This window comes from Arthrobacter sp. YAF34 (assembly GCF_052113245.1).
Classification (GTDB): Bacteria; Actinomycetota; Actinomycetes; order Actinomycetales; family Micrococcaceae; genus Arthrobacter.
Window position 1 is genome coordinate 215,600 of sequence record NZ_JBFRCV010000004.1, and the last position, 21,534, is coordinate 237,133.

Sequence of the window (21,534 nt, forward strand, 5' to 3'; positions counted from 1 at the left end):
CACCGGGAAAACCAATGCGGGTACGGGTCAGGAGTTCAGTGGCACATTGTCGATGAGGCGGACGGGTCCGACCTTTGCAGCGATGATCGCCAGCGCCTCGCCGCGAAACGGGGTGTGCCTGCAGTTCTCCGCGAGGGGCTCGAGGGTTCGCGGATCCACCACTTCGAAGTAGTCCAGTTCCACCAGCGGGTGGGACCGGACCAGCGCCTGCGCGGATTCGACGTCCAGCGGCTCATGCGCGCCGGCGCGGCCCTCGAGGAGCCGCAGCGCCCGGGAAAGGACCAGTGCGGCCTGCCGCTCGTCCTCGGAGAGGAAACGGTTGCGGCTGGACAGCGCCAGGCCATCGGCCGAGCGCACGATCGGCACAGGCACGATCTCGACGGGGAAATTCAGGTCCGCCACCATGCGCTGGACCAGCGCCAGCTGCTGCGCGTCTTTCTGGCCGAAGTAGGCGCGATAGGCCGGCTGGCCTCCGCCCGGCAGCCCGGTCCCCGGGATTCCGTAGTGGAGGAGTTTTGCCACCACCGTCAGGGCACCGTCGAAGTGTCCGGGCCGGGACGCGCCCTCCCACTTATCCCCCAGCGGGCCCGCGGTGATCCGCACGAGGGGCGCCCCGCCGGGGTAGACCTCCTCGACGCCGGGCGCGAAAGCCAGGTCCACACCCTCGGCGTCGAGCAGGGCGAGGTCGGCATCCAGGGTCCGGGGGTAGCGGTCCAGGTCCGCGGCCTCGCCAAACTGCAGGGGGTTGACGAAGATGCTGGCCACCACCACGTCGTTCTGGGCGACGGCGGTCCGGGCCAGCCGGGCATGTCCCTCGTGCAGGGCACCCATGGTGGGCACGAGCCCCTGGGACGTGCCGCCCTTCTGGGCCAGCAGCCGGGCGCTTGCGGCACGGAGCTGGGCAGCCGTGGTGACGAGTTCGATAGCCATGTCAGGGTCCTTCCGGGGCGGGCGTCCCGTTCTGGCCGGGGCCGCCGAGCGCCTGTTCGATGCCGTTGAGCTGTCCCGGCTTCAAGAGCCCGCGGCTACCTGCCCGGCGGGCTGTCGCCCGGGCCATGGCCAGGTACGCCTCAAGAATATCGCCGCCCGCGCCTGCGTCGTACTCGCGGAGGGCATCGGCGTGCGCGGCCACCGTCCCGGCGTCGCCGCGGGCCACGGGCCCGGTCAGGGCCGATTCGCCGGAGGCGAGCGCGTTCTCGAGCGTCGCGCGCAGCAGCGGACCCAGCATCCGGTCCGGGGCATCGACGCCGACCTCGCGGAGCAGTTGCGAGGCCTGGGCCACGAGCGTGACCAGGTGGTTCGAGCCGTGGGCGAGGGCAGCGTGGTAGAGGACACGGTCGGCCTCGGCGATCGCGACCGGTTCGGCGCCCATTTCGACGACAAGCGCCTGGGCGATCGGGAGCATCGCAGCGTCGGCCGTGACGCCGAAGGTGCAGTCCAGGAGCCTCGTGAGGTCCAGGCTCATGCCCGTGAACGTCATTGCCGGGTGCAGCGCGAGCGGCACGGCGCCGGCGGCACGGACGGGGTGCAGGATTCCGACGCCGAAGCGGCCCGAGGTGTGCGCCACGAGCTGGCCGGGCTGCCAGGCGCCGAGCTTGGCGAGCCCGTCCACGAGCGGGCCGAGGGCGTCATCCGGGACGGCGAGCAGCACCAGTTCGGCGCGCTCCACGATGTCCTGCACCTCCAGGATCGGGACACCGGGCAGGAGCGTCTCGGCGCGTTCGCGGCTGGCGTCCGAAACGGCGGACACCCCGACGACGGCGTGCTCGGCTCCGCGTAGTGCCGCCCCCAGGACGGCACCCACCTTCCCTGCTCCGACGATTCCGACGCCAAGGCGTCCTGGTTTAGCCATGGTTTGGCCCTTCCTGAGTGTGGTGTGCGGGTGATGGGGCCGGTTGGGCCGCCGGCTCCCTCCAGTGCTCGCTTGTCTGGCGTTTGCGGGCGGCGCGGGCCCGGGCGGACTGGGCGTCCAGCAGGTCCCGGGCTTCGTCGAGCCCGGCTTGGATGAGCCGCGGCGCGACCGGGCCCGCCGTGGTGTGCAGAACCAGGTCCGCCACCCGGAACCTCCGGGCGAGCGGTCCCTGCTGGAGCGCCATGGACTGGGTGCGCTGATGGGGCACCACCACGAGGCTCCGCCACCACCGGCCGGACCTCAGGAGCAGGGCCGTCTCCGTTGCCGCGAAGCCGTTGCGCCGCCAGCCCAGCGGCGCGAGGAACCGGGCCCGGCGCGGCGTGGTGACGAAGCCGCCGTCGGCGTCTTCCCGGTCACCGGCCTCCGGCGCTACAGTCCCGGGCGTCGCGGCCCCCGCGAGGCCGGTCATGCCTGCCGTGAAAACCCGCGCCGGGTTCGTGGTTCCGGGATCCGGGAGCACCAGCGAGAGGAGGTTCAGGACGTCGGCGAGGGATCCCACCGGAAGCAGCGTGGTCCGCGCCGATCCTTGACCGGCGTTTCCGGCCGCGCCGTACCCGGCCACGTTGACCTGGACCCGGTACCAGCCCAATATCCGCCACAGCGGCGGCTGGCTGACCTTCAACGCCTGGATCCGGCCCGGCGGCACGGTCTGCGCCCGGGTATCCAGCAGTCCGTACCGCAGCCGGAGGCCGTCCGGGGAGACGGCTGCGGTGAAGTTGTAGCCCTTGTTGAACGAGGACCAGTAGGCGGCGGCGAGGCCGATCGCTGCAGGGATCAGGAAGACCGTGAAGTTCCGGTTTTCGGTGACGGCGGAGAGCAGCACGGAAGCGATGCCGCCGGCGACGATGGCCACGCTTTGTTCGCTCAGGAGCAGCGAGCCCATCAGGCGCGACGGCGGCACGGTCAGCACCGTCTGCTCCGTCGGCTCCTTCTGTTCCGGGGCCTCCGCGGTGCCGGCCCGCGGCTGTCCCGGCGCCTGCGACAGCGACAGAGACGGCGACGGCGACCCGCCTGCGGCACCGGAGGCACCGGAGGCTCGGGCGAGAATGGCCGCGCGGAGCTGGCGAGCCTCGTCAGCGCGCAGGTAGGCGAGGTGCACGGCGGATTCGCCGGCGTCGGCGACCTCGAACCTGAGCTCCGCCAGACCGAAGATCCGCGCCAGGAAAGGCTGCACGACGTCGATCGCCTGTACCCGGTCCAGCCTGGCCTGCCGCTGTTGTTTGAACAGGAAACCGGTGTTGACCCGCACGTAGCCCTCCGCGAGCTGGTAGCGGGTGAAGTACCAGCTCAGGACATAGCCGAGCACGGTCAGGAGCAGCAGAGCGCCGCCGCCAGCCAGCAGCCACGGTGCCCGCCCGGCGAGGCCCTCGTCAAAGACCGGGCCGCCCTGGAGCATGCGCTCGAAGGTGTCTCTTCCGAAGAAGAAGAGCATCGCGGCCAGCGCCACCCAGCCGCGGACAAACGGCGACGCAGGATGCACACGCAGCCAGCCGGCGTCGGCGGTTCGATCCGAACCGCGTCCGTCCGAATCGGGTCCGTCCGAACCCGTCCCCTCGATACGGGTTCCGTCCGAACCGGCGCCCTCGTTGCCGCTGCCGGCCGCCTGTTCCCGGGCCGCCCCGGCGCCCTCCGGTGTCAGCGCCATGCCGTCACGGCTTTCCCGTCACAGCCCGGCAAGCCGGGCTTCGCCGCGCGCGGAAAGCTGCTCGCGGAGCCGGGCTCCCTCGCTGGCGGGCAGGCCCGGGATCTCGGCGTTGGTCCCGGCGGACGCGGTGTGAAGCTTCAGGGTGCACAGGCCCAGAGGCCGCTCGACGGGTCCCACCGCGATGTCAACGTACTGCATCCGCCCGTACGGGACCACGAGGGTGCGCTGGAAAAAGATGCCACGCCGGATCAGAAGATCGTCCTCCCGCTCGGCGTAGCCGATCGAGCGCACCTGCCGGGGAATGAGCGCGAGCCGCCACAGCGCCAGGAGCAGCCAGAGAGCGGGAATGGCAACCGCCAGCCAGAGCGGCGGCCACGTCCACACGCCGGTCAGGACCAGGGCCAGGGGAAGCGCCAGCAGGGCTACGGCGATCAGGTTTCCCAGGGCCCACTCCGCGAGGCGAACGGTGATGTACTTCGGTGACACCCTGAGCCAGTCGATGCCCGGAGGATCAATCGCCTCGGTACGCATATTCGCCTTCTGCGGTGGGCTTGTTGCGCTTTCCCTGCACCCCTTGCCCGGGTTCGGCGTCGCCATCCTCGGGCGGAATCCGGCAGAACCGCTCGACGATGAGCCCGACGATCACCATGATCAGCCCGCCGGCCGCCAACGCGAGGGCCTGCCAGGTGATGTCGTGGTTGCTGCGCAGATTCCACAGCCGCAGCTGCTCGATGATGATGCCCGCGTGCCAGCCCAGCAGGACCGTGCCGGTGTACGCGCAGGCCTGGGCGAGGACCAAAGTCCACGCCGCGAGGATGGGGTTGAGGATTTTCTTCTTGTTGCCGTTGCGCCAGCGCAGCACACGGATGCCCAGCACCAAGGTAAGCACCACGATCACGCCCATGGTCAACAGCCCCGTCAGCGGCAGCACCGGGGTGGCCAGGCTGTAGCGGCCGGCCAGCACGGTGGCGAGCCACCCGGCAGCTGCAAGGACCACGGCGATGGCCAGCAGGAGCAGCGGGTTGGTCAGCTTCACGGCCACTCCCCCTCGGGAACGCCGGACGCATGGGTGGCTGTGACGTCCCGGGCGGTGAGGCTCTGGAACCCGTCAAACGTCTCCAGGTCGGCGAAATCGGCGGCTTTCACGGCGAGGTCGCCCACGCGTTCGCCGTTGAGCTCCGCCGCCGGATCGATCAGCGACCACGGATAGAGCACGAACGCCCTTTCCGCGGCCCGGGGATGGGGCAGGGTGAGTTCGGGGTCCGAACTCACCACGTCCCCGTACGTGATGATGTCCACGTCCAGGGTGCGCGGCCCCCACCGGACGTCGCGCACCCGCAGGTGCTTCTGTTCCACGGCGTGGCAGTGTTGGAGCAGCTCACGCGGCGGCAGGGACGTCTCGACGGCGACCACCATGTTGAGGAAGTCCGGCTGGCCCGCCGGGCCGCCCACGGCCTTCGTCTGGACGATTGGCGAGATGGCCAGCAGGCGCACCTCGGGCGGGTCGACGATGTCTGCGACGGCGGCAGACAGGGTGTCGCTGCGCTCCCCCAGGTTGCTGCCGAGTCCAATCACGGCGCGGGTGTAGAGCGGGCTCATGTCCGCCTCCGGTGCACGCTGACGGAAACGTCGCCGAACTCTACCTCGATCGGGGCGCTGGGCTTGTGCACGGTGATGTCCACGGCGGCCACGGGGAATTTTTGCAGGATGTCCTCGGCGATCCGCACCGCCAGGGCCTCGATCAGGTTCAGCGGCTCGCCGGTGATCCAGTCCCGGATGCAGTCGGCCACGTGACCGTAATGCGCGGTGTCGAGGACGTCGTCGGAGGCTGCGGCCTTGCTGAAGTCCGTGTGCAGCACCGCATCAACAACGAACGGCTGGCCGTCGCGGCGTTCGAAGTCGAACACCCCGTGATGGCCGACGGCGGTGACGCCGCTCAGCGTGATCTGGTCCATGGCGGCGGCCGGATCAGTCGGTGCCGGCGGCGGGACCGGCGGTTGCCGGGCGGGGTGCCATGCGGGCGGCAACCTTGACGGCGTCGAGGCTCGCCCCGACGTCGTGCACGCGCACCGCCCAGGCGCCGCGGAAGGCGCTGATGGCGGTCACGGCGGCGGTGGCCGCGTCGCGTTCAACCGGCTGGGCAGCCTTGCCGGCGACGGTCAGGAGGCTGCCAAGGAAGCGTTTCCGGGAACCGGCGACCAGGACCTTGTGCCCCATCCCCTGCAGGACCTCCAGGCGCTGCAGGAGTTCCCAGTTCTGGGCGTCGTTCTTGGCGAATCCCAGTCCCGGGTCCACAATGATCTGCGCCGGGGCGACGCCGGCGGCGTAGAGCTTGTCCCGGACGCCGGCGAGTTCCGTCACAACGTCCTGGGCGACGTCACGGTAGTCGGTCAGGGCGTTCATGGTGCTGGCGTCGCCCCGGCGGTGCGTCAGGATGTACGGCACCTGGGCGCGGGCGGCCAGTTCCGCCATTTCCGGTTCCATGGTCAGGCCCGAGACATCGTTGATGATCGCGGCGCCGGCCTTGAGGGCGGCAGCCGCGGTCGCGGCGTGGGTGGTGTCGATGCTGATCAGGGCCCCGGCCTTGACCAGTGCCTCGATAACCGGCACCACCCGGCGCTGTTCCTCGTCAACGCTCACAGCGGTGGCGCCGGGCCGGGTGGATTCGCCGCCGACGTCGATGATGTCCGCGCCGGCGTAGAACATCCGCAGCCCCGCGGCGATCGCGGTATCCGGCGTCGCATGATCGCCGCCGTCGCTGAAGGAGTCGGGGGTGACGTTGAGGATTCCCATGACGAGAGTCCGGTCCGTGGGCAGGTCCTGGAACTTGGCCGCCGGGCGCGGTTTGCGCAGGACGGGCAGGGGCGAGGTTGCGGGGCCGGTACCGGGGGCCGCGGCTAGGGAGTCCATAGTCTGTGTTCTTACCTTCCGAGGATGAGGCTCATGGCTTCGGCGCGGGTGGCCGGGTCATGCAGTTGCCCGCGCACTGCGCTGGTGACGGTCTTGGCGCCGGGCTTGCGGATGCCCCGCATGGACATGCAGAGGTGTTCGCATTCGACGACGACAATCGCGCCGCGCGGTTTGAGGTGGGTGACGAGGGCCTCGACGATCTGGGTGGTCAGGCGTTCCTGGACCTGCGGACGCCGGGCAAACATGTCCACCACGCGGGCCAGCTTGCTCAGGCCCGTGACCTTGCCGTCATGGGAGGGGATGTAGCCGACGTGGGCCACCCCGTGGAACGGCACCAGGTGGTGCTCGCAGGTGGAGTAGAACGGGATGTCCTTGACCAGCACGAGTTCCTCGTGGTCAAGGTCGAACGTGGTGGCCAGGATCTCGGCGGGGTCGTGGTGCAGGCCGGCAAACATTTCCGAATAGGCCTTGGCCACCCGCTTCGGGGTGTCCAAGAGTCCGCTGCGGTCCGGGTCCTCGCCGATGGCCAGCAGAATTTCCCGCACGGCCGCCTCGATCCGGGGACGGTCTACCTTGGCTTTTGCATGCGGGTCTTCCCCGCCCCCCGCCAGGGCATCAGCGGGGGCGGGAACGTCGTCATCGAAGTTAGAAGTCACTGATGAAGCCTAGCCGGGAAGGCCGTCAGTCCCGATATCCGTAACACCGTCCTGGAAGGACTCCTGTCCGGGGACACCCTGGGCATGCGGCGGCAGGGCATCCAGGGGCTCTTCGAGCCGGGCGTGGGTGGCTTCCTCCTGCGCTTCCCGTTCCGCCTTCTCCCGGCGGGATTCCACCGGGCCGGCGGCCAGGATCGGGCGGGTCTCCTTGGAGAGCCAGACTTCGCGGAAATCGCGCTTGCGGATGTTGGTGAAGACCTGCGCGATTTCGGCCTGGTTCAGCGTTTCGCGTTCGAGCAGTTCCAGCGCCAGCTCGTCCAGCACGTCGCGGTTCTCGGTGAGGATGGCGTAGGCCTCGTCGTGAGCGCCCTCGATGAGGCGGCGCACCTCTTCGTCGACGATGTAGGCGATCTGGTCCGAGTAGTTGCGCTCGTGGCCGGCGTCGCGGCCCAGGAACGGCTCGCCGCCGCCCTGGCCGAGGCGCACCGCGCCGACCCGTTCGCTCATGCCGAACTCGGTGACCATCTTCCGGGCGATCCCGGTGGCCTTCTCGATGTCATTGGAAGCGCCGGTGGAGGGATCGTGGAAGACGAGTTCCTCGGCGACGCGCCCGCCCATGGCGTAAGCCATCTGGTCGAGGAGCTCGTTGCGGGTGATGGAGTACTTGTCGTTTTCCGGGACCACCATGGTGTAGCCCAGGGCGCGGCCGCGGGGCAGGATGGTGATCTTGGTGACCGGGGCGGAGTTCCGCAGCGCCGCAGCCACCAGGGCGTGGCCGCCCTCGTGGTAGGCGGTGACCTTGCGTTCGTGTTCCTTCATGACGCGGCTGCGTTTCTGCGGGCCGGCCATGACGCGGTCGATCGCTTCGTCGAGGGCGCGGTCATCGATCAGGTTCGCGTTGGAGCGGGCCGTCAGCAGGGCGGCCTCGTTCAGGACGTTGGCCAGGTCCGCGCCCGTGTAACCGGGGGTCTTCTTGGCAACAGCCTTGAGGTCGACGCCGGGAGCCATCGGCTTGCCCTTGGCGTGCACCTGAAGGATCTGGTCGCGGCCGATCAGATCGGGCGCTTCCACCGAGATCTGCCGGTCGAAGCGGCCCGGACGCAGCAGGGCCGGGTCCAGGACGTCGGGGCGGTTGGTGGCGGCAATCAGGATGACATTGGTCTTGACGTCGAAGCCGTCCATCTCGACCAGCAGCTGGTTGAGGGTCTGTTCACGCTCGTCGTTGCCGCCGCCGATTCCGGCGCCGCGGTGCCGGCCGACGGCGTCGATCTCATCGACGAAGATGATGGCCGGCGCGTTGGACTTGGCCTGTTCGAAGAGGTCGCGGACGCGGGAGGCGCCCACGCCGACGAACATTTCCACGAAGTCCGAACCGGAGATGGAGAAGAAGGGCACGCCGGCCTCGCCGGCGACGGCGCGGGCCAGAAGGGTCTTACCGGTGCCCGGAGGCCCGTAGAGCAACACGCCCTTGGGGATCTTGGCCCCGACGGCCTGGAACTTGGCCGGTTCCTGCAGGAATTCCTTGATCTCCTCGAGTTCCTCGACGGCCTCATCGGCGCCGGCGACATCGCTGAAGGTCACCTGGGGCATGTCCTTGTTGACGAGCTTGGCCTTGGACTTGCCGAACTGCATGACCTTGGATCCGCCGCCCTGCATCCGGGAGAGCAGGAACCAGAACAGGACGCCGAGCAGGAGCACGGGCACCAGGAGGGAGAAGAGCCCGGAGAACCAGTTGTTTTCGATCGGCTGGTCGGTGAAGCCGCCGGACGGTTTGGCGTCCGTGACCGCCTTGACGACGTCCTGGGCGCGGGCGTTGACGTAGTAGAACTGGACGTTCTTGCCCTTGTCCTGGCCGTCGACCTGCAGGTTGTCCTTCAGGACCAGGTCCACCCGGTTCTCGGCGTCAAAGATCTTGGCCTGTTCGACCTTGCCGCCGGAAGTCAGCAGCTCCAGGCCCTTGTCGGTGTCGATCCGGCTGGCGCCGCCCGGGGCCAGGGTGGCAAAGGCCAGCAGCAGCATGGCCACCACGACGACAATCCAGATGCCCGGGCCCTTGAAGAAACTCTTAGCTTTCATCTGTGCGGGGCTGGCCCCGTCCCTCCTGGTAGTGCTGCACGGCGACCGTTCTGCGCGCGTGTGGTGCTGCGTCAGCTTCTAGCTATACACCGTCGCACTAACTCACGCACGGTGAAGGGCAAAAGTTCCCTGAGGGCGTAGCGCGGCCAGGCATCGCCCCGCCCGCTCCCGGGCCGGGCGCCCCTGGCTGAACGGTTTACCGATTGTGCCCGCAGACAAACTACTCGTAGACGTGCGGTGCCAGGGTGCCGACAAAGTCCAGGTTGCGGTACTTCTCGGCGTAGTCCAGGCCGTAACCGACGACGAACTCGTTGGGAATGTCGTAGCCGACGTACTTGACGTCAATCTTGACCTTCGCGGCCGTGGGCTTGCGGAAGGCGGTGCAGATTTCCACCGAGGCGGTGCCGCGGGATTCCAGGTTGGTCTTGAGCCAGGACAGCGTCAGGCCGGAGTCGATGATGTCCTCGACGATCAGGACGTCTTTGCCCATGAGGTCGGTGTCGAGGTCCTTCAGGATGCGGACCACGCCGGAGGACTGGGTGCCGGACCCATACGAGGAGACCGCCATCCAATCCATGGAGACGTGGCTGTGCAGTGCGCGGGCCAGGTCTGCCATGACCATGACGGCGCCCTTGAGCACGCCGACGATCAGGAGGTCGCGGCCCGCGTAGTCCTCGTCGATCTGCGCCGCGAGCTCGGTGATCCGGTGCTGGATCTGTTCCCTGGTGTAGAGAACGTGCTTGAGGTCTGCCTGGACGTCGTTTGAATCCACCAATGGCTCCTGTGTAGATGCGGGGTGCGACTATTTTCGGGGCGGCTGTTGAGGCCGGAATACAAGCTTCCCACAGCGGGCGGCTTCGCGGGGAACACCGGGGGCGGACCGCTCCTCCGCAAGGAGCTGCGCGAGCGAGAGCCGGAAGACGCTCACGGCACCGGGAAGCTCCACCGGGCCGGCTGATCCCTGCCGGCGCAGCAGCGCTTCCGCCGCGAGCAGGCGCTGGTAGCTGGGCTGTTGACCGCCGACGGCGGCGGCGGCCTTGGCGATCACTCGGAACCTCACGGCCGGGGCAAGATCGCGCAGTTCGGCTTCCGGGAGGCTGATCGCCTCCCCGTGCTGCTGACGTAGCCGGTCAAAGGAGTCGTTCGCCACGTCCTCCAGGTAGTCGGCGTCGAGCTGCAGGATCGAGGCCGTGCGGGCGAGGGATTCGGCGACGCCCGGGCCGAGTTTTTCCTCGAGCAGCGGCAGCACTTCAACCCGGGCCCGGGAGCGGGCGTAGGCGGGATCGGTGTTGGACGGGTCGTGCCAGGGATCTAGGCCCTCCACCCGACAGATCTCCAGGGTTTCGGCGCGGCGCAGGCCCAGGAAAGGGCGCAGGAGCCGCCCCCGGGAGGGCCGCATCCCGGCGAGGGACCGCGTGCCGGAGCCGCGCGCCAGTCCGAGCAGAACCTGTTCGGCCTGGTCATCGAGGGTGTGGCCGAGCAGGATCACGCCCGCGCCGGCTTCCTCCGCGGCGGCGTCGAGGGCCGCATGGCGGGCGTCCCGGGCAGCCGCCTCGGGGCCCGCGCCGGTGGAGGCGACGTCGACGGTCCTGATCTGGACCGGGGAGATTCCGAGGTCCTCAAGGGTCCGGGCCGCGGTGGCGGCGATGCCCGCCGATCCCGGCTGCAGCTGATGGTCCACGACGACGGCGCCGACGGACACGGGGTGGCCGTCCACGTGGCCGCGGCGGGCGAAATAGGCGGCGACGGCGGCGAGCGCCAGCGAGTCCGGGCCTCCGCTGCAGGCGACCAGGACCCGTTCCGGGTAGCCGGCACCGGCAAGGGAGTCCTGCAGCATTTTCCGCGCGGTACCGACCACGGGCGCGAGGCGGCCGGGCCGGCGTCGTCCGGTCGAAACGGAGGTGGAACCGCCGGGGATGCGTTCCGGCATGGCAGCTAGAGGCCCATCCGCTCAAGCCAGAGCTTGGAGTCGTGGATCTCGGGTTCGGTGGGGAGATGGCCGGCGGACTCCCAGACTTTGTTGAAGCCTTCCATGCCGGCGGCGGCGACGACTTCCCGGACGAACTTGGAGCCGTCGCTGTACTGGCGCATCTTGGCGTCGAGGCCCAGGAGGCTGCGGATGAATTTTTCAATCACGCCGCGGTCCGTGCCGCGGGCGTTGAAACGCTGCCGGATGGTCTTCACCGACGGGACGATGCTGGCGTCAACGGCGTCCATGACCACGTTGGCGTGACCTTCGAGCAGGCTCATCAGGGCCGTCAGGCGGGACAGTGCCGCCTTCTCCTCCGGGTTCTGGAGCAGGTCCAGGATGGCGCCCCGGCCGGGGGCCGCCCCGGGTGCCGTGCGGTCCCTCAGCGATTTCGCGGCCGCCGAGGCCCGCTCCAGCAGGGAGTCGACGTTGCCCAGCAGCTGGCCGCTGAGGTTTTCGATCTCGTCCAGCATGTAGTGCCGCAGCCACGGGGCGGCGGCGAACTGGACCCGGTGGGTCTGTTCGTGGAGGCAGACCCAGAGCCGGAAGTCCGCGGGGTCGACGTTCAGTTCGCGTTCCACGGAGATGATGTTCGGCGCCACAAGCAGCAGGCGGCCGCCGGCGGGGGTCGTGGAATTTTCGGCGAGCGCGGAGAAAGGATCGTACTGGCCGAGGACCTTGCTGGAGAGAAAGGCCAGGATGGCGCCGAGCTGGCTTCCGGTGATGGCCCCGCTGACGCTGGCGGTTCCGGGGGTGACGGATCCGCGGCCCTCGAGGATCTTTTCCATGGCCGGGCCGAGCATGACGGCGAAGCTTTGCGTGTTGGCCTTGGCCCAGGAGGCGCGGTCCACCACCAGGACCTCGGAGTCGCGCAGGTCCCGGGCGGCGTCCAGGCCGGTGATGTGGTGGACGTGCGGCACGGAGATGTCCGCCATGTGCCGCAGGTTCTCGACGGCCGCGCCGATCTCCGCGGCACCGAGGACGGGTCCGGCCGGCGTCAGGCGGGCAGCCGTGGACGCGGCCAGCTCCCAGTTGATGAGACTCTGGGCCCGGACTGGCGCCGCCCCCGGAGTCTTTCCGGATGGCTCGTTTCCGGATGGCTCGCTGGATGTCTGGCTTGATGTCTCGCGTGCAGAGGACTCCATGTGGTCCATCAGATCACAGGGCCCGGACAATGCGCCTTAATTTTCGCTGACCGGCGAACCTCCCGCCCTCGATTTGCTCCGTACCTGCCGTTTTCGGGGCCTAAAAGGGCGGTTTCGGAGCAGTCGACGGCTCGATGTCGGCCGACATCCGGTCAGTGGCAGCCGCAGCCGGCGAGGACGGCGGCGGAGCGGTCCAGTGCGGCCTTGTTCGCCGAGCCGGGGGTGAGCCCGTTGCCGACGAAGGAAAAGACCAGCAGCCGGCCGTCGGCGTCGACGACGTACCCGCTCAGCGCGATGACCGTGTTCAGGGTGCCCGTCTTCGCGCGCACCAGCCCGGCGCCGGCGGCCGACGCCGCGTCCGTGTACCGGTCCTCCAGGGTGCCGGTGAGCCCGGCGACCGGGAATCCGGCGAGGGCAGCACGCAGCCGGGTGTCCGTGCCCGAGGCCATGGCCCGGACCACGTCCGTGAGTTGCCGGGCCGAAACCTGGTTGGCCAGGGCCAGGCCGGAGACGTCTGCTGCCCGGAGCGCACCGGTGGGGACGCCCATGTCCCTGACCTGCTGCAGCACGGCGGCGATGGCGTCCTTACCGCTGCCGGGCCGGCCGGTGCCGCGGGCAGTCATCCGTCCCATTACCTCGGCGAGGTAGTTGTCTGAGGTCCGCAGCATGAGGTCCACCTGCTCCCCGACGGTGGCGGACTGGACCTCGGCCAGGACCTTGGCGCTTGCCGGCTCCGGCGAGGCGCCGGGCGCAATCCGGGCGACGCCGGGGGCCACGGAGAGTCCGGCGGCCTTTGCGGCGTCGGTGAGCCGGGCGGCGAACGTCGCGGCCGCGGTCATGGCGGCGTCCTGCGGGCGGGGGCCGGTGGTCTTGGCCGGATCGAACCTGGCTGAGTTCAGCGCCAGCGGGTACAGCGGGGCCATTTCCCCGGCGGCGACGTCTTCGGGGCTCCAGGCCGGGCTAAGCGGCGGGCCGCTGAAGAGGGAGTCGTCGAGCAGCACGCGGATGGTGCCGGTGCCCGCGCCTGTGCCGCCGGCGCCGTCTTTGAGGGCCCGCACGGTGGCCCGGGCAAGGGTGGCCAGCCCGGCACGGCCCAGGACGGCACCGGGATCGGATTCGCCGGCGCCGAGGAGCACGTCGCCCCCGCCGGTCAGGACCACCGATCCGGGCGTGGGGCCGGCGACCACCCGGGTGCTGAAGCGGCGATCCGGGCCCAGGACGCGCAGGGCGGCGCTGGCTGTGAGGAGTTTCATGTTTGACGCCGGAACTCGGGCCTGGTCGGCTGCGCGGTTGAAGAGCACCTGCCCCGTGGCGGCGTCCTGGACGATCCCGGTGAAGGTGCCCCCGCCGTCGGTCTTCAGCGTCCCGTTGAGCCGTGCCGCGAGCGCGGCGCCGACGGGAACGGGCGCGGTGCCGGCGAGGGGCCCGAGTCCGCCCGGACCCGTGCCGGGAGCGCTGAGCGTGGCGGGGACCTGCTGCCAGGGCGGCGTCTCCTGCGATGCCTTCGAGGGCCGGTCGGGGCCGAGGAAGGCCGGGGCGATCACGACGCCGGCCGGCAGCGCCACGGCCACCACCAGGAGGGTTTGGAGCAGCAGTGCGACGATCCCGCGGAGCCTGCCGGGCGCCGGTCGGGTGCCCGCGGGGCTAGTGCTCGGTTTCATGATGCTGCTGGTCCTTCGTCCTGAAATGTCCCCACTAGTTCCTGAAACCAGCGCCTCTCGCTATATCCTCAATAGTAGTCGGCGGCACCGACAGCCCTTACGCGCGTGCCGCGCACCCCCTGAATCCGTCAAGGAGCATTCCATGAAGCATGACGTGACTATCGAGATCCCCAAGGGATCCCGCGTCAAGTACGAAGTCGACCATGAGACGGGCCGAGTCCGCCTGGACCGCGTCCTGTTCACGTCGATGCAGTACCCCACCCACTACGGTTTCTTCGAGAACACCCTGGGTGAGGACGGAGATCCGCTGGACGCGCTGGTGCTCCTGCAGGATTTCGACCTCTACCCCGGCGTGATCGTCGAGGCCCGCCCGATCGGCGTCTTCAACATGACCGACGACGGCGGCGGCGACGCCAAGGTCCTGTGCGTTCCGACCGATGCCCGGTTCGACCACATCCAGGAAATCAGCGATGTCAGCGAGTTCCTGATCAAGGAAATCGAGCACTTCTTCACCCGCTACAAGGATTTGGAGCCGGGCAAGTGGGTCAAGGCCGAAGGGTGGGGCGACCGCGCCGCGGCCGAAGCCGAGCTGGAGGCCTCCATCAAGCGCTACGTTCCGGCAGCCGGACACTAGTCGTTTCCGCACTGCAACGCGGGGTCACGTATCGCCCATCCGGAGCTCCGGAACGGGCGATACGTGACCCCGCGTTTTTTCGTGGTGTGCGGGGCCGCCGGTGAGAACCCTCGGCGTCGACCTCGCTGCGGCCGCGAAGAAGACCGCGGCGGCCGTCGTCGAGTGGGCCGACGGGAAGGCACGTCTGGCGCATCTGTCCCTGGACGTCAGCGACGAGGAAATCGTCCGGCTCTTCGCCGCCAGCGACATGACGGGGATCGACTGCCCCCTCGGCTGGCCGAACGCTTTCCTTCCTTTCATCGCGGGGCACCTGGCTTCCGACGCCGGGCCGGTGCTAGAACACGACGGGATCGAAGGCCGCCGGCTCCTCGCCTACCGGGACACCGACCGGTTCGTCACGGGCAAAACCGGCCTGATTCCGCTCAGCGTCTCTGCCGACCGCCTGGCGCACCCGGCCATGCGGTGCGCCGTGATCCAGGCCAAGATCGCCAGGGACGCGGGGGCTCAGGCCCGGGACGGGTCCGGCCGCCTCGCCGAGGTGTATCCGGCGGCGTCCCTGAAGGGATGGGGCATCCACGCGCGCGGCTACAAGGGACGCGGGGCCCCGGAAACGGCCAGGCTGTCCGCGGTCCTGGCGGACCTTACCCTGAAGGCCCCGTGGCTGGACCTGGCGGGCCACCGGGACGACCTTGCGGCGTCCGATGACATGTTTGATGCCCTCATCGCCTCGCTGACGGCCCGCGCCGTCAGCCTGGGGCGCACCCTGCGTCCCGACGCCGGCCACGCCGCGGCAGCCCGGAGCGAGGGCTGGATCCACCTGCCGGCCTGCCCGCTCGCCGACCTCGCGGCCGGCTAGCAGCCGGTAACCCGTCTGGCAGCGGCCGGGCAGCGGCCGGGCAGCGGCCACTGTTACGGTCCCGGTACTGCGGGCCGGCACACAACTTGCCCCCCAACTACCACCGGGTAGTGTGTCATCCAGAATGTTCACGCTGACCATCAACCAAACCGACAGCCGGCGCGACGGCGACCGCGTGCCGCAGCTCCTCAAGGACCTGCGGCACATCCCGGCGCGCCTCGATTTCGACCGTTCCGTGGAGGACGAGGTCCAGGGCATCCTGGACTGTCCGCATCAGGCGGTGGAGGCGGCCATGATCGCCCTGCGCAGCGGCAGCTGGTATGTGGGCATTGGGGTTGGCCCGGTGAACGAACCGCTGCCCAACCAGATCAAGGACGCCTCGGGCCACGGGCTGATCTATGCCCGCCGTGCCGTGGACCGGCTGCGGAACGGCAAGGACCGCGTCCGCGTGGCCGTGGAGGGGCCGCTGGCCGATCTCGCCGCGGAGGCGGAGGCCGTCCTGCGCCTCCTAGGCCACATCGTCCACGACCGGAGCCACGCGGAATGGCGGGTGCTGGATCTGCTCACTCCGGGGGTGCGGGGCCAGCAGAAGGCTGTGGCCGAGGAGCTCGGGATCACCACCCAGGCCGTGAGCAAGGCCGTGGCCCGGTCCCAGTGGAACGAGGAACACGCGGCGCGTCCCGCTGCGGCCCGGCTCCTGGGCCTCATCCTCGACGTCCGCTAGGCCGCGCAGCCCCGGTTTGGGGTTGCCCTGCTCCGGCGGACGTTCCAGCGGCGCCGGCTGGTTAGAGCAGGCTGCGGAGCACGTGCGCGGCGCCGTCGTCGTAGACCGACTTCGTCACTTCATCGGCGGCGGCAATGACCTCCACCGGGGCCTGGCCCATGGCCACACCGCGGCGTGCCCAGGTCAGCATTTCGATGTCGTTGCGGCCGTCGCCGACGGCGACAGTGCGGTGCGTTTCGATGCTGAGCCGGTCGCGGAGGTGCTCCAGCGCGCTGGCCTTCGTGACGCCGGCAGCGGCAATGTCCAGCCACGCCGTCCATCCGACCGAATATGTCACGCCGGCGAGGCCGATATGGCGGATCGCGGCGTTGAACTCTTCGGGGGTGTTCTCCGAGCTGAAGACCACCACGCGCACGGCGACAGCCTCCAGCATGGTCTGGAAGTCCACGCCGACGGCTTCGACGCCGAAGCTCGCGTCCTGGAAGCGCTCCGTGGACAGAAAATTGCCGTCAGCGTCCTCGAGGGCGTACTTGGCCGAGGGCAGCCGCTTGCGCAGGGCGCGCAGTGCGGGCCCTGGATCAAAAGTTGCCTTGTGGAGGATTTCGTAGCCGTCGGGCATCCCGGAGTCGACGCGCAGGATCACGCCGCCGTTGGAGCACACGGCGTACCCGGTGTCGATCCCGATGTGCTCGATGACGGGCAGCGTGGCGTTCAGGGAGCGGCCCGTGGCGATCATGACGTGGTGGCCGGCGGCCACGACGGCCTGGGCGGCCTCGCGGACCGGAACCGACATGTGGCCGTCGTGGTCCACGAGGGTGCCATCGACGTCCAGGGCGACCATCAGTTTGTCGCCGGCGACGCCTCGGACGCTCGTGGTGCCGGTTGTCTGGGACAGGGCCGCCGCGGTCTGGGCGGAGTCGTCTTGAGCTGGGTTGTTCTGGTTTGTCCTGCGCCGGTCATCGTTGCCGGCGACTGAGGATTCAGTCATGGTTGTCATCTCACAAGTAGAGCAGACGCCCCCGGCGGCCGCTAGGACTCACGCCACAGCAGGGCGTGAACTTGCGGTAAATATCCACAACCGGTCCACAGTGTGAATGTTTACCGCGGCGGCCTCCGTGGGCCTGGACGGTGGTGAAGGAACGGTGTTTAGAGAACGGGGAGGACTGTCATGCCGCCCAGGTACTTCTGCAGGGCGGCCGGGACGTTGACGGAACCGTCGGGGTTCTGGTGGTGCTCCAGGATCGCCACGATCCAGCGGGTGGTCGCCAGGGTGCCGTTGAGCGTGGCCACGGCCCGGGTGCCCTTGGGCGCACCGTCCTCGTTCAGGACACGTTCGCGGATGTTGAGGCGCCGGGCCTGGAACGTGGTGCAGTTGGAGGTGGATGTCAGCTCCCGGTACGCGCCCTGGGTGGGGACCCAGGCCTCGCAGTCGAACTTCCGGGCAGCTGAGTTGCCCAGATCTCCCGCCGCGGTGTCAATGACGCGGTACGGGATCTCGCACTTGGCCAGCATTTCCTCTTCCCAGGCCAGGAGGCGGGCATGCTCGGCGGCCGCCTCCTCAACGGTGGTGTAGATGAACATCTCGACCTTGTTGAACTGGTGGACCCGGATGATGCCGCGGGTGTCCTTGCCGTGCGAGCCGGCCTCGCGGCGGTAGCACGAGCTCTGGCCCGCGTAGCGGATGGGACCGCCCGTAAGGTCCAGGATCTCGTCGGCGTGGTACCCGGCGAGGGCTACTTCGGAGGTGCCCACGAGATAAAGGTCGTCTTCGGCGAGACGGTAGATCTCGGCGTCGTGCTTGACGTCAAAGCCGGTGCCCTGCATGGTTTCCGGGCGGACCAGGGTGGGCGTGATCATGGGCACGAACCCGGCATCAATGGCCTGCTCCATGGCCATCTGGAGGAGCGCCATTTCCAGCCGCGCGCCGACGCCGCGCAGGAAGTAGAAGCGGGATCCGGAGACCTTCGCCCCGCGTTCCATGTCGATCGCCCCGATCAGCTCGCCGATCTCCAGGTGGTCCCGGGGCTCGAAATCAGGGAATTCGCGCGGGGTGCCGACGGTCTTGAGAACGACGTAGTCGTCCTCGCCGCCAGCCGGGACGCCGTCTTCAATCAGGTTGGGGATGGTCCGGAGCAACTCCTCGTGGGCGCTCTGGGCGACATCGGCCTCGGCCGACGCGGCCTTGACGGAGGCGGCCAGGACCTTCACCTCGGCGAGGAGGGCCTGCTTCTCCTCGCCCTTGGCCTGCGCAACCTTCTTGCCGAACGCGTTCTGTTCGGCCCGGAGGTTCTCGAACCGGATCAGCGCGGCGCGCCTGGCCGAATCCGCAGCGATGATCGCGTCCACCGCGGCGTCGTCGGCGCCGCGGGCGCGCTGGCTGGCACGGAACTTGTCCGGATTTTCGCTGAGGTCTTTTACGTCGATCACCAGACAAGACTATCCAATCCGCCCACCGTTACGGGGCAATCCGGCCACGGGGCGCTGGCGGGATACTGTTGGAGCACAATGCGCGACTGGCTGCTCTACCTCGTCATCGCTGGGATCCTGGCGTTTGCCGTCTCCAGTTGGTGGGGAGTGCGCCGGTTGAGGGCCAAGCACACTCGCAGCGCCGTGTGGGAGGAAACCCACAGCCCGGGCCTTGGCCGGCAGAAGGTCGCGGTGGTCCTCAATCCCATCAAAGCCAGGTCGACCGAGGCCCGGGCACTGATCGAATCCGCCTGTGCCGAGGCCGGCTGGGAGCCGCCGCTCATCGTCGAAACCACCGCCGCGGACCCCGGCTTCTCGCAGGCGCGGGCCGCGGTGGACAGCGGGGCCGACGTCGTCCTGGCCGGCGGCGGCGACGGTACCGTGCGCGTGGTGGCCGAGGTGCTCGCAGGGACCGGTACCGCCATGGGCCTGATTCCGCTCGGCACCGGCAATCTGCTGGCCCGCAACGTGCACTTGGAGGTGAACGACCTTCAGGGCAGCGTGCAGACGGCTTTGTTCGGGCACCAGCGGTTCATTGATACGGCGCGGATGACCGTGGAGAATTCGCGCACCGGGGCATCGGCGCAATACACGTTCCTGGTGATCGCGGGCATGGGCATGGATGCCGAGGTGGTCGGTGACACCTTTGACGGCCTCAAGAAGGCCGTGGGCTGGCTGGCTTATACGGAGGCCTGGGTCCGGCACCTTGCGGGGCGCCGCAAGAAGGTCTCGATCGCGCTGGATGACCAGCCTGAGCAGGCCCGGAAGATCCGTAGCGTACTGTTCGCGAACTGCGGCCTGATCCCCGGGGGAATTGACTTCATCCCGCAGGCGATGATCGATGACGGGATGCTCGACGTCGTGGTGATGAGCCCGCGCAGTGCCATCGGCTGGCTCGCCATGTACACAAAGATCGTGCTGAAGCACAAAAAGGACCTGCCGGTCATGACGTATTACCGTTCCGGCAAGGTCACCATCCAGTGCTCCGAACCCCTGCCCACCCAGGTCGACGGCGATCCTTCCGGCGAGGCCACGAAGGTCACCGTCCAGGTCGCCCCGGGATCCCTGCTGGTCCGGGTCAGGGAGGGTGCCGAGGCGGCCAGGGCCGGCGCCGGGTGGGCCAGGGTCTAGGCGCTGGCAGCCTTCTTCGCGTCGGCCGCCTTCTTGGCGTCTGCGGCGGCCTTGGCGGCCCTGGCTTCGGACTGTTCGCGGATCATGGCCTGCTCCTCTTCGAAGCGCAGACGGTCCGCGCGGTCGGCGTCGTCGCCGTCCCAGTCCTGGTTGTCACCTGTCGGCTTGGGATTGACAATCATTCCCTGGCCGTCATTTTCCGTGCTGGTGTCTGACATGACCCGCTCCCTCCGGTAGAGGATTTCCCCAATATGGATCAGGCAAGCATACGCACAGTTGGTAAGGGGTGGAAGTGCGCCAGCCGGCATTTGCCTACGCTCTGGGCGAAGCGCCGGGGGTATATTCCGTCACGGCAGATACGCCGCCGAGTATGTCTTTCACCCACGCATGCGCAGACCGGAATGCCTGGTCCGAGGTATGCGGCGCAACCACGGACCGGTGGGCATCCGCACGCCGGTAGGATCCGAGAAACCGGGTGGCCGGGCTGATCCGGTGAAGGCCCGCGAGCGCATCGGCGACCCGGGCATCGGCCACGTGGCCGTCCGCGTCAATGCTGAAGAAGTAATGGCCCAGGTACTGCCCGGTCGGCCGGGACTCGATCCGGCTCAGGTTCACGCCGCGGGTGGCGAACTGGTCCAGGATCTCCATGAGCGCGCCGGGCCGGTCCTCGGGCAGCGGCACCACCACGGTGGTCTTGTCCGCTCCGGTGCGGGCCGGGAGTTCGCCGGGCCGGCCCACGAGCACAAACCGGGTGACCGCGCCGGGATTGTCGCCGATGTTGTCGGCCAGCACACTCAGCCCCGGCTGCTCTGCGGCCACGATCGGGGCGCAGATCGCGGCGTCGTAGTGGGCGCCGTCGTCGTCCAGCAGGCCCAGGGCGGCAGCCGCGGTGGAAGAACCCGGAATGTATTCCGCATCGGGCATATTGGCGTCCACCCAGAGCCTGCACTGGGCCCAGGCATGACCGTGGGTGGAGACCCGGCGGATGTCACCGAGGGCCACGCCCGGCCTGGCCACGAGGACGAAGCTGATGGGCACCAGGGCCTCTCGGAGGATCCTGAGTTCCTGGCCCGTGGCGATGGCGTCGAGGGTAGCCGTGACCCCGCCCTCGACGGAGTTTTCGATCGGCACCATGGCTGCGTCCGCGGAGCCGTCCCGCACCTTGTCCAGCGCCGTATTCACGTTCGAAGACGGGATGCGGATGGCGTCCGCCGCGCCCGGAACTTGCATCAGGGCCGCCTCGGTAAAGGTGCCCTCGGGGCCGAGGAACGTGTAGGTGGGCGTTGATGCGGGCATCGGTGCTTCCTTCTTCAGTTAGAGGACGACTGGCTTGAGGCCATTGTCGGACACCAGCGGCATGCCGGTCTCGACCCACTGGTCCATGCCGCCGGCGACGTTCAGTGCGGAATAGCCCATGCCGGCGAGCCACTGGGCGGCCCGGTAGGAACGGCCGCCGGTGCGGCAGATGACATAAACGTCGTCGTCCGGGTCAAGCTCCTCGATCCGGGCAGGCAACTGGTCCAGGGGTATGTGCAGGGCGCCCTCGGCGTGGCCCGCGACCCATTCATAGTCCTCGCGGACGTCAAGGATGCTGGCACCGTCGGGGATGCCAGACACGTTTACGGTCTGGAAGTCGCTCATGTTCGCCCTCTCCGCAGATTTCTAGGTCCCCTCCCAGCGTATCCCCCGCCGCTGGCCGAGCGCCCCCGCGGGCGGCACGTTACGCTTCTGGGGAGCGCAAAGGAGACC

The 21,534-nt window shown here is 69.0% G+C and carries 23 protein-coding genes; 4 read left to right on the forward strand and 19 right to left on the reverse strand.

Annotated features, from left to right (window positions below; translation table 11 throughout):
* Nucleotides 1-27 precede the first annotated feature (27 nt).
* The 14 genes from panC to dacB form a co-directional block, all read right to left on the reverse strand.
* Complete coding sequence (panC, locus tag AB4Y72_RS06985; protein WP_441425418.1) at nucleotides 28-930, reverse strand: pantoate--beta-alanine ligase; 903 nt, start codon at nucleotides 928-930, stop codon at nucleotides 28-30.
* A gap of 1 nt (nucleotide 931) precedes the next feature.
* The gene (locus tag AB4Y72_RS06990) at nucleotides 932-1,852 is read right to left on the reverse strand and encodes a Rossmann-like and DUF2520 domain-containing protein (RefSeq protein WP_441425419.1); all 921 of its coding nucleotides are present in this window, start codon (nucleotides 1,850-1,852) and stop codon (nucleotides 932-934) included.
* Nucleotides 1,845-3,557: a PH domain-containing protein gene (locus AB4Y72_RS06995; protein WP_441425420.1), complete on the reverse strand. Its 1,713-nt coding sequence runs from the start codon at nucleotides 3,555-3,557 to the stop codon at nucleotides 1,845-1,847. The genes AB4Y72_RS06990 and AB4Y72_RS06995 overlap by 8 nt, the downstream gene beginning before the upstream one ends.
* 18 nt (nucleotides 3,558-3,575) lie before the next feature.
* On the reverse strand, nucleotides 3,576-4,088 hold the full coding sequence (locus tag AB4Y72_RS07000; RefSeq protein ID WP_441425421.1) for a PH domain-containing protein: 513 nt from the start codon (nucleotides 4,086-4,088) through the stop codon (nucleotides 3,576-3,578).
* A complete protein-coding gene (locus tag AB4Y72_RS07005; protein ID WP_441425422.1) occupies nucleotides 4,069-4,593 on the reverse strand; it encodes a DUF3180 domain-containing protein in 525 nt (174 codons plus the stop codon). The genes AB4Y72_RS07000 and AB4Y72_RS07005 overlap by 20 nt, the downstream gene beginning before the upstream one ends.
* Nucleotides 4,590-5,156, reverse strand: coding sequence for a 2-amino-4-hydroxy-6-hydroxymethyldihydropteridine diphosphokinase (gene folK, locus AB4Y72_RS07010; protein ID WP_441425423.1), 567 nt, complete (start codon nucleotides 5,154-5,156; stop codon nucleotides 4,590-4,592). Before folK ends, AB4Y72_RS07005 begins: the two co-directional genes overlap by 4 nt.
* The gene (gene folB / locus AB4Y72_RS07015; RefSeq protein WP_441425424.1) at nucleotides 5,153-5,512 is read right to left on the reverse strand and encodes a dihydroneopterin aldolase; all 360 of its coding nucleotides are present in this window, start codon (nucleotides 5,510-5,512) and stop codon (nucleotides 5,153-5,155) included. Before folB ends, folK begins: the two co-directional genes overlap by 4 nt.
* Nucleotides 5,513-5,525: 13 nt before the next feature.
* Nucleotides 5,526-6,467: a dihydropteroate synthase gene (gene folP / locus AB4Y72_RS07020; protein ID WP_441425425.1), complete on the reverse strand. Its 942-nt coding sequence runs from the start codon at nucleotides 6,465-6,467 to the stop codon at nucleotides 5,526-5,528.
* Between the two features lie 11 nt (nucleotides 6,468-6,478).
* Nucleotides 6,479-7,123: a GTP cyclohydrolase I FolE gene (gene folE, locus AB4Y72_RS07025; RefSeq protein ID WP_441425426.1), complete on the reverse strand. Its 645-nt coding sequence runs from the start codon at nucleotides 7,121-7,123 to the stop codon at nucleotides 6,479-6,481.
* A 9-nt stretch (nucleotides 7,124-7,132) separates the two neighbouring features.
* A complete protein-coding gene (gene ftsH, locus AB4Y72_RS07030; RefSeq protein ID WP_441425427.1) occupies nucleotides 7,133-9,199 on the reverse strand; it encodes an ATP-dependent zinc metalloprotease FtsH in 2,067 nt (688 codons plus the stop codon).
* Between the two features lie 220 nt (nucleotides 9,200-9,419).
* Entirely contained in the window at nucleotides 9,420-9,971 is a 552-nt protein-coding gene (gene hpt / locus AB4Y72_RS07035) for a hypoxanthine phosphoribosyltransferase (RefSeq protein ID WP_441425428.1), read from the reverse strand.
* A 30-nt stretch (nucleotides 9,972-10,001) separates the two neighbouring features.
* Entirely contained in the window at nucleotides 10,002-11,036 is a 1,035-nt protein-coding gene (gene tilS, locus AB4Y72_RS07040; protein WP_441425517.1) for a tRNA lysidine(34) synthetase TilS, read from the reverse strand.
* Nucleotides 11,037-11,134: 98 nt separating this feature from the next.
* Complete coding sequence (locus AB4Y72_RS07045; RefSeq protein ID WP_441425429.1) at nucleotides 11,135-12,322, reverse strand: zinc-dependent metalloprotease; 1,188 nt, start codon at nucleotides 12,320-12,322, stop codon at nucleotides 11,135-11,137.
* 143 nt (nucleotides 12,323-12,465) lie between these two features.
* Nucleotides 12,466-13,974, reverse strand: coding sequence for a D-alanyl-D-alanine carboxypeptidase/D-alanyl-D-alanine endopeptidase (gene dacB, locus AB4Y72_RS07050; RefSeq protein WP_441425430.1), 1,509 nt, complete (start codon nucleotides 13,972-13,974; stop codon nucleotides 12,466-12,468).
* A gap of 142 nt (nucleotides 13,975-14,116) precedes the next feature.
* Here dacB and AB4Y72_RS07055 point away from each other — a divergent pair, with 142 nt between their 5' ends.
* The 3 genes from AB4Y72_RS07055 (at nucleotide 14,117) to AB4Y72_RS07065 (ending at nucleotide 16,188) form a co-directional block, all read left to right on the forward strand.
* Nucleotides 14,117-14,608, forward strand: coding sequence for an inorganic diphosphatase (locus tag AB4Y72_RS07055; RefSeq protein ID WP_441425431.1), 492 nt, complete (start codon nucleotides 14,117-14,119; stop codon nucleotides 14,606-14,608).
* A gap of 100 nt (nucleotides 14,609-14,708) precedes the next feature.
* Entirely contained in the window at nucleotides 14,709-15,464 is a 756-nt protein-coding gene (locus tag AB4Y72_RS07060) for a DUF429 domain-containing protein (RefSeq protein WP_441425432.1), read from the forward strand.
* A gap of 124 nt (nucleotides 15,465-15,588) precedes the next feature.
* Nucleotides 15,589-16,188 (forward strand): hypothetical protein, encoded by a 600-nt coding sequence (locus AB4Y72_RS07065; RefSeq protein WP_441425433.1) that lies wholly within the window; start codon nucleotides 15,589-15,591, stop codon nucleotides 16,186-16,188.
* Nucleotides 16,189-16,249: 61 nt separating this feature from the next.
* On the opposite strand, the gene AB4Y72_RS07070 is transcribed toward AB4Y72_RS07065, so the two are convergent.
* Together AB4Y72_RS07070 and serS are read right to left on the reverse strand one after the other, a co-directional pair.
* Nucleotides 16,250-17,185: an HAD family hydrolase gene (locus tag AB4Y72_RS07070; protein WP_441425434.1), complete on the reverse strand. Its 936-nt coding sequence runs from the start codon at nucleotides 17,183-17,185 to the stop codon at nucleotides 16,250-16,252.
* Nucleotides 17,186-17,334: 149 nt separating this feature from the next.
* Complete coding sequence (gene serS, locus AB4Y72_RS07075) at nucleotides 17,335-18,615, reverse strand: serine--tRNA ligase (protein WP_120952498.1); 1,281 nt, start codon at nucleotides 18,613-18,615, stop codon at nucleotides 17,335-17,337.
* A gap of 78 nt (nucleotides 18,616-18,693) precedes the next feature.
* Between serS and AB4Y72_RS07080 the strand changes: the two genes are divergently transcribed.
* Nucleotides 18,694-19,785, forward strand: coding sequence for a diacylglycerol/lipid kinase family protein (locus AB4Y72_RS07080; protein WP_441425435.1), 1,092 nt, complete (start codon nucleotides 18,694-18,696; stop codon nucleotides 19,783-19,785).
* Here the strand turns inward: AB4Y72_RS07080 and AB4Y72_RS07085 are convergent.
* The 3 genes from AB4Y72_RS07085 to AB4Y72_RS07095 form a co-directional block, all read right to left on the reverse strand.
* Nucleotides 19,782-20,003, reverse strand: a complete 222-nt coding sequence (locus tag AB4Y72_RS07085; protein WP_441425436.1) for a hypothetical protein — start codon at nucleotides 20,001-20,003, stop codon at nucleotides 19,782-19,784. The genes AB4Y72_RS07080 and AB4Y72_RS07085 overlap by 4 nt on opposite strands.
* A 94-nt stretch (nucleotides 20,004-20,097) precedes the next feature.
* Entirely contained in the window at nucleotides 20,098-21,081 is a 984-nt protein-coding gene (pheA, locus tag AB4Y72_RS07090; RefSeq protein ID WP_441425437.1) for a prephenate dehydratase, read from the reverse strand.
* An 18-nt stretch (nucleotides 21,082-21,099) separates the two neighbouring features.
* Nucleotides 21,100-21,426, reverse strand: coding sequence for a rhodanese-like domain-containing protein (locus tag AB4Y72_RS07095; protein WP_441425438.1), 327 nt, complete (start codon nucleotides 21,424-21,426; stop codon nucleotides 21,100-21,102).
* Nucleotides 21,427-21,534 lie beyond the last annotated feature (108 nt).

Excerpts from the sequence above, each read along its gene's own strand:
- panC (WP_441425418.1), bottom strand. The coding sequence starts at position 930 with ATGGCTATCGAACTCGTCACCACGGCTGCCCAGCTCCGTGCCGCAAGC.
- AB4Y72_RS06990 (WP_441425419.1), bottom strand. The coding sequence starts at position 1,852 with ATGGCTAAACCAGGACGCCTTGGCGTCGGAATCGTCGGAGCAGGGAAG.
- AB4Y72_RS06995 (WP_441425420.1), bottom strand. The coding sequence starts at position 3,557 with ATGGCGCTGACACCGGAGGGCGCCGGGGCGGCCCGGGAACAGGCGGCC.
- AB4Y72_RS07000 (WP_441425421.1), bottom strand. The coding sequence starts at position 4,088 with ATGCGTACCGAGGCGATTGATCCTCCGGGCATCGACTGGCTCAGGGTG.
- folK (WP_441425423.1), bottom strand. The coding sequence starts at position 5,156 with ATGAGCCCGCTCTACACCCGCGCCGTGATTGGACTCGGCAGCAACCTG.
- folB (WP_441425424.1), bottom strand. The coding sequence starts at position 5,512 with ATGGACCAGATCACGCTGAGCGGCGTCACCGCCGTCGGCCATCACGGG.
- folP (WP_441425425.1), bottom strand. The coding sequence starts at position 6,467 with ATGGACTCCCTAGCCGCGGCCCCCGGTACCGGCCCCGCAACCTCGCCC.
- ftsH (WP_441425427.1), bottom strand. The coding sequence starts at position 9,199 with ATGAAAGCTAAGAGTTTCTTCAAGGGCCCGGGCATCTGGATTGTCGTC.
- tilS (WP_441425517.1), bottom strand. The coding sequence starts at position 11,036 with ATGCTGCAGGACTCCCTTGCCGGTGCCGGCTACCCGGAACGGGTCCTG.
- AB4Y72_RS07045 (WP_441425429.1), bottom strand. The coding sequence starts at position 12,322 with ATGGACCACATGGAGTCCTCTGCACGCGAGACATCAAGCCAGACATCC.
- dacB (WP_441425430.1), bottom strand. The coding sequence starts at position 13,974 with ATGAAACCGAGCACTAGCCCCGCGGGCACCCGACCGGCGCCCGGCAGG.
- AB4Y72_RS07055 (WP_441425431.1), top strand. The coding sequence starts at position 14,117 with ATGAAGCATGACGTGACTATCGAGATCCCCAAGGGATCCCGCGTCAAG.
- AB4Y72_RS07065 (WP_441425433.1), top strand. The coding sequence starts at position 15,589 with ATGTTCACGCTGACCATCAACCAAACCGACAGCCGGCGCGACGGCGAC.
- AB4Y72_RS07070 (WP_441425434.1), bottom strand. The coding sequence starts at position 17,185 with ATGACAACCATGACTGAATCCTCAGTCGCCGGCAACGATGACCGGCGC.
- AB4Y72_RS07080 (WP_441425435.1), top strand. The coding sequence starts at position 18,694 with ATGCGCGACTGGCTGCTCTACCTCGTCATCGCTGGGATCCTGGCGTTT.
- AB4Y72_RS07085 (WP_441425436.1), bottom strand. The coding sequence starts at position 20,003 with ATGTCAGACACCAGCACGGAAAATGACGGCCAGGGAATGATTGTCAAT.
- pheA (WP_441425437.1), bottom strand. The coding sequence starts at position 21,081 with ATGCCCGCATCAACGCCCACCTACACGTTCCTCGGCCCCGAGGGCACC.
- AB4Y72_RS07095 (WP_441425438.1), bottom strand. The coding sequence starts at position 21,426 with ATGAGCGACTTCCAGACCGTAAACGTGTCTGGCATCCCCGACGGTGCC.